This window comes from Pseudomonas palmensis, assembly GCF_049942755.1.
In the GTDB taxonomy this organism is placed as follows: Bacteria; Pseudomonadota; Gammaproteobacteria; order Pseudomonadales; family Pseudomonadaceae; genus Aquipseudomonas; species Aquipseudomonas palmensis.
Map to the genome: position 1 here is coordinate 1,772,212 of NZ_CP187958.1, position 13,275 is coordinate 1,785,486.

The 13,275-nt window shown below is 65.1% G+C and carries 11 protein-coding genes and 1 pseudogene; 2 read left to right on the top strand and 10 right to left on the bottom strand.

What is annotated here, in order from left to right:
* Positions 1–90: 90 nt before the first annotated feature.
* Positions 91–2,271, top strand: a complete 2,181-nt coding sequence (yccS, locus tag ACPRTJ_RS08040; RefSeq protein WP_043863622.1) for a YccS family putative transporter — start codon at positions 91–93, stop codon at positions 2,269–2,271.
* On the opposite strand, the gene ACPRTJ_RS08045 is transcribed toward yccS, so the two are convergent.
* Entirely contained in the window at positions 2,272–3,009 is a 738-nt protein-coding gene (locus ACPRTJ_RS08045; protein WP_043863591.1) for a substrate-binding periplasmic protein, read from the bottom strand.
* Between the two features lie 242 nt (positions 3,010–3,251).
* Here ACPRTJ_RS08045 and ACPRTJ_RS08050 point away from each other — a divergent pair, with 242 nt between their 5' ends.
* Complete coding sequence (locus tag ACPRTJ_RS08050; protein ID WP_054915757.1) at positions 3,252–3,704, top strand: GNAT family N-acetyltransferase; 453 nt, start codon at positions 3,252–3,254, stop codon at positions 3,702–3,704.
* A 68-nt stretch (positions 3,705–3,772) separates the two neighbouring features.
* Here ACPRTJ_RS08050 and ACPRTJ_RS08055 read toward each other — a convergent pair whose 3' ends face one another.
* From ACPRTJ_RS08055 to tkt, 9 genes and pseudogenes are all read right to left on the bottom strand, one after another.
* Positions 3,773–4,069, bottom strand: a complete 297-nt coding sequence (locus ACPRTJ_RS08055) for a winged helix-turn-helix domain-containing protein (protein ID WP_043863593.1) — start codon at positions 4,067–4,069, stop codon at positions 3,773–3,775.
* 17 nt (positions 4,070–4,086) lie between these two features.
* On the bottom strand, positions 4,087–4,587 hold the full coding sequence (locus ACPRTJ_RS08060) for a YgjP-like metallopeptidase domain-containing protein (RefSeq protein ID WP_043863594.1): 501 nt from the start codon (positions 4,585–4,587) through the stop codon (positions 4,087–4,089).
* A gap of 61 nt (positions 4,588–4,648) precedes the next feature.
* Positions 4,649–6,757: pseudogene (locus ACPRTJ_RS08065) on the bottom strand (putative bifunctional diguanylate cyclase/phosphodiesterase); the annotation flags it as partial.
* Positions 6,758–7,021: 264 nt separating this feature from the next.
* Positions 7,022–8,086, bottom strand: coding sequence for a class II fructose-bisphosphate aldolase (gene fba, locus ACPRTJ_RS08070; protein WP_043863595.1), 1,065 nt, complete (start codon positions 8,084–8,086; stop codon positions 7,022–7,024).
* A 100-nt stretch (positions 8,087–8,186) separates the two neighbouring features.
* On the bottom strand, positions 8,187–8,513 hold the full coding sequence (locus ACPRTJ_RS08075) for an MliC family protein (RefSeq protein ID WP_043863596.1): 327 nt from the start codon (positions 8,511–8,513) through the stop codon (positions 8,187–8,189).
* Between the two features lie 51 nt (positions 8,514–8,564).
* Positions 8,565–8,783, bottom strand: coding sequence for a hypothetical protein (locus tag ACPRTJ_RS08080; protein WP_043863597.1), 219 nt, complete (start codon positions 8,781–8,783; stop codon positions 8,565–8,567).
* A gap of 32 nt (positions 8,784–8,815) precedes the next feature.
* On the bottom strand, positions 8,816–9,979 hold the full coding sequence (locus ACPRTJ_RS08085) for a phosphoglycerate kinase (protein WP_043863598.1): 1,164 nt from the start codon (positions 9,977–9,979) through the stop codon (positions 8,816–8,818).
* Positions 9,980–9,991: 12 nt separating this feature from the next.
* Positions 9,992–11,059, bottom strand: coding sequence for an erythrose-4-phosphate dehydrogenase (gene epd, locus ACPRTJ_RS08090; protein WP_043863599.1), 1,068 nt, complete (start codon positions 11,057–11,059; stop codon positions 9,992–9,994).
* Between the two features lie 150 nt (positions 11,060–11,209).
* Positions 11,210–13,207 carry a transketolase gene (tkt, locus tag ACPRTJ_RS08095; protein WP_043863600.1) on the bottom strand — a complete coding sequence of 666 codons (1,998 nt, stop codon included), beginning with the start codon at positions 13,205–13,207 and terminating at the stop codon, positions 11,210–11,212.
* Between the last annotated feature and the right edge of the window lie 68 nt (positions 13,208–13,275).

Here is a 13,275-nt window from a genome sequence, read left to right on the forward strand (position 1 = left end):
AATTTTGCTGGTACGTGACCACGGTGACAGTTCGCTGCCACCGTGACCGGCTCAATTTCGATCATCGCCAAGCAGGCCTGCCGCCCTATCATGTCATCGTCTTCCTTGCGTCACTCGCTGCGTCGTTTGTGGGCCCTGGACAAGTTCAGCTACAGCATCCGGGTATTGATCGCGCTGACCGGCAGCATGGCGCTGTGCTGGTACCAGGACGAGATGGGGCTGCTGATCCCGCTGTTCCTGGGCATCATCGCCAGCGCCCTGGCCGAGACCGACGACAGCTGGCAGGGCCGGCTCAACGCCCTGGCCGTGACCCTGGTGTGCTTCACCGTCGCTGCGCTGTCGGTGGAGCTGCTGTTCCCCTACCCGATCCTCTTCGGCTGCGCCCTGGCGCTGGCGGCGTTCGCGCTGACCATGCTCGGCGCGCTGGGCGAGCGCTACGGCGCCATCGCCTCGGCCACACTGATCCTGTCGGTGTACACCATGATCGGCGTGGACCAGCGCGGCGGCCAGGTCACCGACTTCTGGCACGAGCCCTTGCTGCTGGTGGCAGGCGCCGCCTGGTACGGATTGCTGTCGGTGCTGTGGCAGGCGCTGTTCTCCAACCAGCCGGTGCAGCAGAGCCTGGCGCGGCTGTTTCGCGAACTGGGCCGCTACCTCAAGCTCAAGGCCACCCTGTTCGAGCCCATCCGCCAGCTGGACGTGGAGGCCCGCCGCCTGGAACTGGCCCAGCAGAACGGCAAGGTGGTGGCCGCCCTCAACGCCGCCAAGGAAATCATCCTGCACCGCGTGGGCAATGGCCGCCCCGGCTCCAAGGTGAGCCGCTACCTGAAGCTGTACTTTCTGGCCCAGGACATCCACGAGCGCGCCAGTTCCTCGCACTACCCCTACAACGCTCTCACCGAGGCGTTCTTCCACAGCGACGTGCTGTTTCGCTGCCAACGCCTGCTGCGCCAGCAGGGCAAGGCGTGCGTGCAATTGTCCGAGTCGATCCAGCTGCGCCAGCCGTTCGTCTACGACACCAGCTTTGCCGCCGCACTGGAAGACCTGCACGCCTCGCTCGAGCACCTGCGCATCCAGAGCAACCCGGCCTGGCGTGGCCTGCTGCGCTCGCTGCGGGCGCTGGCGGCGAACCTGGCAACCCTCGACCGCCTGCTCGGCGATGCCAGCAACCCCGACAACCTGGCCGACAACAGCGACTCGAGCCTGCTCGACCGCTCGCCGCGCAGCCTCAAGGATGTGTGGAGCCGGCTGCGCCAGCACCTCACGCCGACCTCGCTGATCTTTCGCCACGCCCTGCGCCTGCCGCTGGCGCTGTCGATCGGCTACGGCATGGTGCACCTGATCCACCCCACCCAGGGCTACTGGATCATCCTCACCACGCTGTTCGTGTGCCAGCCCAGCTATGGCGCCACCCGGCGCAAGCTGGTGCAGCGGATCATCGGCACCGCCATCGGCCTGACCGTGGGCTGGGCACTGTTCGACCTGTTCCCCAGCGCGATCATCCAGTCGCTGTTCGCGGTGGCCGCCGGGGTGGTGTTCTTCGTCAACCGCACCACCCGCTACACTCTGGCCACGGCGGCGATCACGCTGATGGTGCTGTTCTGCTTCAACCAGATCGGCGACGGCTACGGCCTGTTCCTGCCGCGCCTGTTCGACACCCTGGTGGGCAGCCTGATCGCGATCCTGGCGGTGTTCCTGTTCCTGCCCGACTGGCAGGGCCGTCGGTTGAACAAGGTGCTGGCCAACACCCTGAGCTGCAACAGCACCTACCTGCGCCAGATCATGCAGCAGTACGCCCAGGGCAAGAGCGACGACCTGGCCTACCGCCTGGCCCGGCGCAACGCGCACAACGCCGACGCGGCGCTGTCGACCACGCTGGCCAACATGCTCATGGAGCCGGGGCATTTTCGCAAAGAGGCCGACGTGGGCTTTCGCTTCCTGGTGCTCTCGCACACCCTGCTCAGCTACCTCTCCGGGCTGGGTGCACACCGTGACAGCGCACTGGCACCCGAGGCCCACGAGCAGTTGATCGACGGCGCGGGTGCCAGCCTGGCCGCCAGCCTCGACGAAATTGCCACTGGCCTTGCCAGCAAGACCCCGGTGGCGATCCACAGCGACGCCGAGGAAGCCCTGGCAGCGAGCCTTGAGCAGATGCCCGAGGAAATGGACGAGAACCAGCGCCTGGTGCAGACCCAGCTGGCACTGATCTGCCGCCAGTTGGGCCCGCTGCGCACACTGGCCGCGCACCTGATCAAGGACACCCCGGCCTGACTACAGGCCGTAGTCCTTGAGCAACCGGGCATAGCTGCCATCGGCCTTCATGGCGGCGATGGCCTTGTCGAAGCCGGCCACGATCTGGGCATGCTGCGGATGCCTGAGGCTGACCAGGATGTGCAGGCTGTTCTCGCTCACCGGCTTGCCGAAGAACTGCACGCGGTTGCGCACGTTCGCGCTTTCACGCTGCAGGTAGTAGCGCGCCACGTATTCGTCCTCAAGGGTCAGGCGCACCCGCCCGGCAGCCAGCATGCCCACCGCCACCGAAAAGTCGCGCACCGGCACCTTCTGCAGACGCCCGTCATTGTCGAATTCGGCCGCATAGGCATAGTCGCGCACCACCGCGATGGCGTGCGGGTAGAGATCGCTCAGGGTATCGAAACGCAGCACGTCGCCCTTGCGCTTGAGCAGCCGCACGCGGTTGCTCAGGTAGCCTTGGGAGAAGGCCCCGATGCGGGTACGCGCATCGCTCTGCCAGGCGTTGATCAGCACATCGTAGCGGCCCTCGCCGATGCCCAGCAGCGCGCGCGCCCACGGCGCCTGCTCGAACTCGCTGGCAAACCCGGCACGCTCCAGGGCGGTGGTGACAAGGGCGGTGGCCAGCCCGCCCCTGGGTAGGCGGGCGTCGGTGAAGGGGGGCCAGGCATCGGCCACCAGCCGCAGTTTTTCGGCCTGGGCCGACTGGGCACAGAGCAGCAATCCAAGCAAACCCAAGGCTCGAAGCAGTGGCCGCATGCTCAAATCCCTTAGCGGATCGGGTCCGCGTTCTTGTTGAATGGCATGAGATTTCTGTTGGCGCAAAGCTAGGCTGCACGGCCAGATTACACAAAGATTCCGGTATCGGGCAGTGCCAGGTGATAGCTAATTGCCTCTATTTTTGCCGATTCCGCGCCGACTTGATCCATGGCAATTCGCGACCTTCGCCCTGAGGTGCTCGGCGTGGTTATGATCGGGGCACTACACAGGAGAGAAACGCGATGAGCATCGACTGGATCTGCAAGCATCACACCGACCTTGGCAAGCAACAGCTGTACGCGCTGCTGACGCTGCGCATCGAGGTGTTCGTGGTGGAGCAGAAATGCCCGTACCTGGAAACCGATGGCCAGGACCTGGAGGGCGACACCTGCCACCTGATGGCCTGGCGCGATGGCGAGCTGGTGGCGTACCTGCGCCTGCTGGACCCCGAGTCACAGGGCGGCGACGTGGTGATCGGGCGGGTGGTGATTGCGCCGTCGGCGCGGGGCGAGGGGCTGGGGCATGCACTGATGGTGCAGGGGCTGGCGCAGGCCGAGAAGCACTGGCCAGGGGTGCCGGTGTACCTGTCCGCACAGGCGCACCTGCAGGCCTACTATGCGCGGCACGGGTTCGAGGTGGCCGGGGAGGCGTATCTGGAGGATGGCATCCCGCACATCGGCATGCGCCGGGGCTAGACGCTTCGCCGGCAAGGCCGGCTCCTACAGGGGTAGGTGCAGGGGCCGGGCTTGCCGGCGGAGGGGCTTCAGGGGTAGCCCAGCACCTGGCGGATACTGCGCAGATGCTGGGTGATCCACTGCTTGTCGATCGCGCCCCAGTCACGTATCCGGTAATGCCCGGCATGGTTGCGCGCGCCTTCCTGCTGCTCGAACTCGCACACGATGTCCAGGTCGGCCAGCGCCGCGATGGTGTCCTGCGCCGTGCGCCGCGGCATGCCGGTGGCCTCCATCAGCGCCGGCACGCTGCTGGCGGTACGGCTGTCGATCAGCCACGCCACGTACAGGCGACGATAGAAACTGGTCTTGGTCTTGCTCACTTCCATTGGCAATTCCCTTTCGCTCACTGGGCGCCGGACAGGTCGCGCCAGGTCAGGTAGATGCGCAGGTCGAACTCCAGTTGATGGTAGCCCGGCTGCATGTATTCGCAGAGTTGGTAGAACGCCTTGTTGTGGTCGCTCTCCTTGAGGTGCGCCAGTTCGTGCACCACGATCATTTTCAGAAACTGCGGCGCCGCGTCCTTGAACAGCGAGGCGATGCGGATTTCCTTCTTGGCCTTGAGCTTGCCGCCCTGCACGCGCGATACCGCGGTGTGCAGGCCCAGCGCACGGTGGGTGAGATCAAGGCGATTGTCGAACAGCACCTTGTCCAGGTTCGGCGCATTGCGCAGGTGCTCCTGCTTCAGGGCCTGGGCATAGGCATACAGCGCCTTGTCGCTCTGTACCGCATGGCGCTCGGGGTAGCGCTGGCGCAGGTAGTCACCCAGACGGTTCTGGGCAATCATCTGGCGCACCTGGTCTTGCAGGGCAGGCGGATAGGCTTGCAGGTACTTGAGTACGGTCATGGGCACGGGGCATTGCAGGCAAAGGCGTCAGTGTACTCAATTCCCCGGCCGCCTCGTTGCGCCAGTCGAAAAAAGCCGGGAAATCACCGGCGCGCTGCGCCGTCAGGGGCCGTGCCACCAGAAAGCCCTGGGCATAGGCGCAACCGTTTGCCTGCAACCACTGCGCCTGCTCCCGCGTCTCGACGCCCTCGGCCACCACACACACGCCATAGTCGCGGCACAGGCCGATGACACTGCGGACCAGCGCCGCGTCCGCCGCCGAACCGGGCAGGCGCGCCACCAGGTGCCGGTCGAGCTTGAGCGTGTCGATGGGCAGGTCGCGCAGCAGGCGCAGCGAGCACTCTCCGGCGCCGAAATCGTCCAGCGCCACTCGCACGCCCAGCTCGCGCAGCCTGCGCAACTGACGCAGCGCGATGTCGAGGTTGGCGGCCAGCGAGGTTTCCGCCACCTCCACCTCAAGCTGGGCCGGGCGCAGGCCATGGCTGGCGATCACCCGCCCCAGTTCCTCGACCAGGTTGGGCATGGCGAACTGCACGCGGCTGAGGCTGATGCTCAGCACCAGGTCCGGCTCGAACCGCGCCTCCCAGGCGCGCCGCTGCGCCGCACCCTGGGTGTAGATCCAGCTGGCCAGCCGCGAGACCAGCCTGGCCTCCTCCAGCAACGGCAGGAACAACCCCGGCGGCACATCGCCGACACTGGGGTGCTGCCAGCGCAACAACGCCTCGAACCCGCGCAGGCGACCATCGGCAAACGCCACCTGCGGCTGATACACCAGGCTGAAGTCGTGCCGCTCGATCGCATCGCGCACACTGTCTTCGAGCATCAGGCGCGAGCGAGCACGACCGTTGAGCTCCTGGTCGTAGTAGCGGTACTGCTGGCGGCCGGCCTGCTTGGCGGCATACATGGCCGCGTCCGCCGCACGCAGCAGGCCGTCCAGGTGCGGCCCGCAATCGGAGTAGGTGGCGATGCCGATGCTCACGCCAAGCGTCACCTCCAGGCCGTCGATCTGCTGGCAGATGGACATGCGCTCGATCAGCTTTTCGGCAAAGCGCGCCGCCTGCTCCGGGTATTCCAGGGTATCGAGCAAGGCCGTGAACTCGTCGCCGCCCATGCGCCCGAGGATCGCGTAGGCGCCCAGGCATTCCTTGAGCTGTTCGCCCACCCAGTGCAGCACGCGGTCGCCGGCCGCATGGCCGAGCGAGTCGTTGATCCGTTTGAAACCGTCAAGGTCCATGTACATCAGGGCCTGGGCCTTGTCGGAATGCTCGCTGCGCAGCAGCGCAGCTTCGGCGGCCTGGCAGAACCCGCGGCGGTTGAGCAGCCCGGTCAGCGGGTCGGTCACGGCCTGGAACTCCAGCTGCTGGTGCAGGTTGCGCACCACCGACATATCCAGCACCGTCACCACCATCGCCCGCTGCTCGCCGGGCAGCGCCGCGCACGACAACGCCACCGGCAGCGGCAACCCGGAGGCGGTGAGCAGCACGGCGTCGTGCAGGCGGTAGATATCGCGCTCCTGGTAGGCCTGGTAGAACGCCGAGTCGCGCCACCGGGTTGGCACGGGCGACTGCACGAAGCCCAGCAGGTCTGCGCCCTGCAATTGCTCCACCGGGGCCTGGAGCAGGCGCGAGATGGCCGGGTTGGCAAAGCGGATGCGACCGTCCTCGGCCACCACCAGGATGCCTTCGGCGGCGTTGTCCAGCACCGAGGCGTTGAATGCGCGCTCGGCCTCCAGGTCGCGGCTCAGGCGCTGCAAGGCACGCCGGTTGCGCTGCTGGTCGAGCAGGGCCTGGACCTTGGGCTTGAGAATGTGCGGGTCGAATGGCTTGAACAGATAGTCCACCGCGCCACTGGCATAGCCCTTGAGCACGGCCGCCTGGGACTGTTCATTGGCGGTCAGGAAGATGATCGGGGTCAGGCAGGTGCGCTGGCTGCCGCGCATCAGGCGCGCGACTTCGAAGCCGTCCATACCGGGCATCTGCACATCCAGCAGCACCAGGTCCACCTCATGCTCGAGCAGCGTGCTCAGGGCTTCGGTACCGGAGCTTGCGGTCAGCACATGCCAGTCCTCACGCGCAAGCAAGGCTTGCAGGCTGATCAGGTTTTCCGGGTAGTCATCGACGATCAGTAAAACCGAACCGCTGTCGTGAGTGTGAGGGTGCGCGCAATCCATGCTGCTTCTCTTGTGTAACGACGCCAGATTCCGGATGGAACTTGAGGCTTTACTCTAGACCTGGCTGAAACAAATCTGAAGTCAGCACATTGGCATCATCGGTATAAACAAAGTGTTGCCCGACTAACGGTCTGTCGCGTTGGGCCAGATCCGGTGTCCGTGGCGGCCCCGCAGCCGAAAACCCCCGGTTCCGGCCGGTGAAGCAGGCCGCACGGGCATAAAAAAACCCGCATCGCTGCGGGTTTTTCGTACAACCAACCAGGCTTAGTTGACCTTGGCGGCCAGCTCGCCCTTGGCATAGCGCTGGAACATCGCTTCGAGGGAGATCGGCTTGATCTTCGAGGCGTTGCCGGCGGTGCCGAAGGCTTCGTAGCGAGCGATGCACACGTCGCGCATGGCCTTGACGGTTTCACCGAAGAACTTGCGCGGGTCGAACTCGCTCGGGTTGGTGGCCATCAGGCGGCGCATGGCACCGGTGGACGCCAGGCGCAGGTCGGTGTCGATGTTGACCTTGCGCACGCCGTACTTGATGCCTTCGACGATTTCTTCAACCGGTACGCCGTAGGTTTCCTTGATGTCGCCACCGTACTGGTTGATGATCGCCAGCCACTCCTGCGGCACCGAAGACGAACCGTGCATCACCAGGTGAGTGTTGGGGATGCGCTTGTGGATCTCCTTGATGCGGTCGATCGCCAGCACGTCGCCGGTAGGCGGCTTGGTGAACTTGTAGGCGCCGTGGCTGGTGCCGATGGCGATGGCCAGGGCATCGACCTGGGTACGCTTGACGAAATCGGCAGCTTCTTCAGGGTCGGTCAGCATCTGGCTGTGATCCAGCACGCCTTCGGCGCCGATGCCGTCTTCTTCACCGGCCATGCCGGTTTCCAGCGAACCCAGGCAACCCAGCTCGCCTTCTACCGAAACGCCGCAGGCGTGGGCCATGGCCACGGTCTGCTGGGTGACACGCACGTTGTAGTCGTAGTCGGTCGGGGTCTTGCCGTCTTCGCCCAGCGAGCCGTCCATCATCACCGAGCTGAAGCCCAGCTGGATCGAACGCTGGCACACGTCAGGGCTGGTGCCGTGGTCCTGGTGCATGCACACCGGGATGTGCGGGAATTCTTCGATCGCCGCCAGGATCAGGTGGCGCAGGAACGGCGCACCGGCGTATTTGCGGGCACCGGCCGAGGCCTGGACAATCACCGGGGAGTCGGTCTTGTCGGCGGCTTCCATGATGGCGCGCATTTGCTCGAGGTTGTTGACGTTGAAAGCCGGAACGCCGTAGCCGAACTCGGCGGCGTGGTCCAGCATCTGGCGCATGCTAATGAGTGCCATTGTGTATCTCTCTCCCGACAAGCGTCGTTTTTCGTGCAAGCCTGCCGCAGCGGCGGTTGCTATTCAAGTAGTGTGGGCCGACAGCGGTCGGCCCGGCCAGTCACGGTGCCTTGCAGCCCCGCCCTATCAAATCGTTGGTCGCTACCCAGTACACCAGGCCTTCATCGCCCTTGGTGTGCAGGGCCAGCACGCCATCACTGTACAGCGCACCCGACGCACCGGGCTCCGGCTTGAGCCGGTAGACCTGATCGCCGCCACCAAGGCGTACATCCACTTCTTCCTGGCTGGCATCGGCAAACCGCCACAGCACCTCGGCCTGACTGTCACAGACCCAGCGGGTCCAGTTGTCGGTCGGGGCCGGGGTTGGCTTGAGGCTTGCGCAACCTGCCATCAGAACCAGGGCCATCAGGGCTACAACGCTTTTCATCGAATATCCTCTAGAAGACCACGAACCGGCCAACAGGTTGCCTCGAACCGATCAAGGGCAACCCGGGGCCTGGCGCTGGTGTTCCTCGTCATACTTCTCCAGCCCGTCCGGGCCGAGCCTCTTGTTGATCACCGGCACGGTCTCTGCCTGCCACTGCGACTGGTAGCAACCGCCCTTCGGCTTGCCGGGGGCATCCGCCGCAGGCTCCGGGCTGCCAGCGCAGGCGCTGAGCAGACCGGCCAGGATAAACACAGGCAACCGCTTGACCATCAGGCCACACTCCCTTTGCCAGGCTGAGCGAGTCAGGCCTTGGCCCGTTGTTCCAGCACGTCCACCGCCGGCAGCACCTTGCCCTCGACGAACTCGAGGAATGCACCGCCACCGGTAGAAATGTAGGAGATCTGGCTGGCCACGCCATATTTGTCGATGGCCGCCAGGGTGTCGCCACCGCCGGCAATCGAGAACGCGGCGCTGTCGGCGATGGCCTTGGCCAGGGTCCTGGTGCCGTTGCCGAACTGGTCGAACTCGAACACGCCCACCGGGCCGTTCCACAGGATGGTCTTGGACGACTTCAGCAGCTCGGCGAACTGTTCGGCGGTCTGCGGGCCGATGTCCAGGATCATGTCGTCCTCGGCCACCTCGCCCACCAGCTTGACGGTAGCCGTGGCGCTTTCGGCAAATTCCTTGGCCACCACCACGTCCACCGGCAGCGGCACGTTGACCTTGGCAGCGATGGCCTTGGCGGTGTCGATCAGGTCGGCTTCGTACAGCGACTTGCCCACCGGGTGGCCGGCAGCGGCCAGGAAGGTGTTGGCGATGCCGCCACCGACGATCAGCAGGTCGCACACCTGGCTCAGGCTGTTGAGCACGTCCAGCTTGGTCGATACCTTGGAACCGGCGACGATGGCGGCCATCGGCTTGGCCGGGGCCTTCAGGGCCTTGCCCAGTGCATCCAGTTCGGCGGCCAGCAGCGGACCGGCAGCGGCGACCTTGGCGAACTTGGCCACGCCGTGGGTCGAGCCCTCGGCACGGTGGGCGGTACCGAAGGCGTCCATCACGAACACGTCGCACAGGGCGGCGTATTGCTGGGCCAGTTCGTCGGCGTTCTTTTTCTCGCCCTTGTTGAAGCGCACGTTCTCGAACAGCACGATGTCGCCGGCCTTCACGTCCACGCCGCCCAGGTAGTCGGCCACCAGCGGCACCTCACGGCCCAGCGCCTTGCTCAGGTAGTCGGCCACCGGCTTGAGGCTGTTCTCGGCCGAGAACTCGCCTTCGGTCGGGCGCCCCAGGTGCGAGCAGACCATCACGGCCGCGCCCTTCTCCAGGGCCAGCTTGATGGTCGGCAGCGAGGCCAGGATGCGCGCGTCGCTGCTGACCACACCGTCCTTCACAGGCACGTTGAGGTCTTCGCGGATCAGTACGCGCTTACCTTGCAGATCGAGGTCGGTCATCTTCAAAACGGTCATGAATGCAGTCCTTCAGGGCTGTTTGCGAGTGGTGCTGGTTGAGTCCACGACGCGCAGAAAATGTTCGGCGACGTCGAGCATGCGGTTGGCGAACCCCCATTCGTTGTCGAACCAGGCCAGCAGGTTCACCAGGCGGGGGCCGCAAACGCGGGTCTGGCTGGCATCGACGATGGCCGAATGTGGGTCATGGTTGAAATCACAGCTGGCGTGGGGCAGTTCGGTGTAGGCCAGCAACCCCTTGAGCGGGCCACTCAGGGCCGCTTCACGCAGCACCTGGTTGACTTCGGCCGCGGTGGTATCGCGGGCGGTCTGCAGGGTGATGTCCAGGCACGACACGTTCACCGTCGGCACGCGTACCGCTTTGGCCTGGATTCGCCCGGCAAGTTCCGGCAGCAGGCGTTCGATACCCCGCGCGAGCCCGGTAGACACCGGAATCACCGACTGGAACGCCGAACGGGTGCGGCGCAGGTCTTCGTGGTGGTAGGCATCGATCACCGGCTGGTCGTTCATTGCCGAGTGGATGGTGGTGATCTGCACGTACTCGATGCCGAAGGCCTGGTCGAGCACACGCAGCAGCGGCACGCCGCAGTTGGTGGTGCAGGAGGCGTTGGATACCAGCCGTTCGCCGCCTTCAAGGCAATCCTGGTTGATGCCGTAGACAACGGTGGCGTCGACATCCGCCTCGCTGGCCATCGGCTGGGAAAACAGCACGCGTGGTGCGCCGGCGTCGAGGAAACGCTGGCCGTCGGCGCGGGTGTTGTAGGCCCCGGAGCATTCGAGCACCAGGTCGACGTCGAGCGCGGCCCAGTCGATGCCTTCGGGGGTGGCGCTGCGCAGTACTTTGACGCAGTCGCCATTGATATGCAGACAATCGCCGTCGACCCTGACCTCACCGGGAAAGCGCCCGTGGGTGGAGTCGAAGCGTGTCAGGTATTCGAGGCTGGCCTGATCGGCCAGGTCGTTCAGTGCAACGATCTCGAAGCCCGCGCTGGCCCCCCGCTCAAAGAGTGCGCGCAGGACGCAACGACCGATGCGGCCGTAGCCGTTGAGTGCAACTTTGTAGGGACGCGGTTGGGGCATGGGATGCTCACGGAACAGAATGTTATCTGCAACCTGCAGGAACCGAGTCGCGGCAATCGCGGGTCAAGCCCGCTCCCACAAGGACACTCGTGATCCCTGTGGGAGCGGGCTTGACCCGCGATGGGTTCAACGCCGCTCCAACTGGTTTTATCAGTCTTCCAGCAGCTCTTCAGCCGTACCCAGGATGTTTTCCAGGGTGAAGCCGAACTCTTCGAACAGTGCCGAAGCCGGCGCCGATTCACCGTAGGTGGTCATGCCGATGACGCGGCCTTCCAGGCCCACGTACTTGTACCAGAAGTCGGCGTGGGCAGCTTCGATGGCAATCCGCGCGCCCACCTGCAGTGGCAGAACCGACTGCTTGTAGCTGGCGTCCTGGGCATCGAACACGCTGGTGCATGGCATCGATACCACGCGCACCTTGCGGCCCTGCTCGGTCAGCTTGTCGAACGCCTGCACCGCCAGGCCCACTTCGGAACCGGTGGCGATCAGGATCAGCTCAGGCTCGCCTGCGCAGTCCTTGAGCACGTAGCCACCACGGCTGATGTCGGCGATCTGGCCGGCGTCGCGGGTTTGGTGCTGCAGGTTCTGACGCGAGAAGATCAGCGCCGAAGGGCCGTCCTTGCGCTCCAGGGCGTGCTTCCAGCTCACGGCCGATTCGACCGCGTCGGCCGGACGCCAGGTGTCCAGGTTCGGCGTGGTACGCAGGCTGGTCAGCTGCTCGATCGGCTGGTGAGTCGGGCCGTCTTCGCCCAGGCCGATGGAGTCGTGGGTGTAGACGTGGATCACGCGCTGTTTCATCAGGGCCGACATGCGCACGGCATTGCGGGCGTATTCCATGAACATCAGGAAGGTCGCGCCGTAAGGCACCAGGCCGCCGTGCAGGGCAACGCCGTTCATGATGGCGGTCATGCCGAACTCGCGCACGCCGTAGTACATGTAGTTGCCGCTGGCATCTTCGGCGCTGACGCCCTTGCAACCTTTCCACAGGGTCAGGTTGGAGCCGGCGAGGTCCGCCGAGCCACCGAGGAACTCCGGCAGCAGCGGGCCGAAGGCGTTCAGGGTGTTCTGGCTGGCCTTGCGGCTGGCGATGCTTTCGCCCTTGGCGTCCACTTCGGCGATGTAGGCGGCAGCCTTCTCGGCGAAGTCGGCTGGCAGTTCGCCGCTCAGGCGACGCTTGAGTTCGCTGGCCAGCTCAGGGAAGGCTGCGGCGTAAGCAGCAAAGCGCTGGTCCCAGGCGGCTTCGGCGGCGGCGCCGGCCTGCTTGGCATCCCACTCGGCATAGATGTCGGCCGGGATTTCGAACGGGCCGTGGTTCCAGTTCAGGGCCTGGCGGGTCAGGGCGATTTCAGCATCGCCCAGTGGCGCGCCGTGGCAGTCTTCCTTGCCGCCCTTGTTCGGCGAACCGAAGCCGATGGTGGTCTTGCAGCAGATCAGGGTCGGCTGCGCGCTCTTGCGCGCGGTCTCGATGGCGGTCTTGATCTCTTCTGGGTCGTGACCGTCGACATTGCGGATCACCTGCCAGTGGTAGGCTTCGAAACGCTTCGGCGTGTCGTCGGTGAACCAGCCTTCGACTTCGCCGTCGATGGAGATGCCGTTGTCGTCGTAGAAGGCGATCAGCTTGCCCAGGCCCAGGGTACCGGCCAGTGCAGCAACTTCGTGGGAAATGCCTTCCATCATGCAGCCATCACCCAGGAACACATAGGTGTGGTGGTCGACGACGTCGTGGCCTGGACGGTTGAACTGGGCGCCCAGCACTTTTTCGGCCAGGGCAAAGCCCACGGCGTTGGCCAGACCCTGGCCCAGCGGGCCGGTGGTGGTCTCGACGCCTGGGGTGTAGCCGAATTCCGGGTGGCCCGGGGTGCGGCTGTGCAGTTGACGGAACGCCTTGAGGTCGTCGATCGACAGGTCGTAGCCGGTCAGGTGCAGCAGCGAGTAGATCAGCATCGAGCCGTGGCCGTTGGACAGCACGAAGCGGTCACGGTCGGCGAAGTGCGGGTTGCTCGGGTTGTGCTTCAAGAAGTCACGCCAAAGAACCTCGGCGATATCCGCCATGCCCATCGGGGCACCGGGATGGCCGCTGTTGGCTTTTTGCACGGCATCCATGCTGAGGGCACGAATGGCGTTGGCACGCTCACGACGGCTGGGCATCGCTTGTCTCCTGGGGGGCTTGAATATTAACGAACGGAAAAAGGCGGCCATTTTCGCCCAGGCACGTG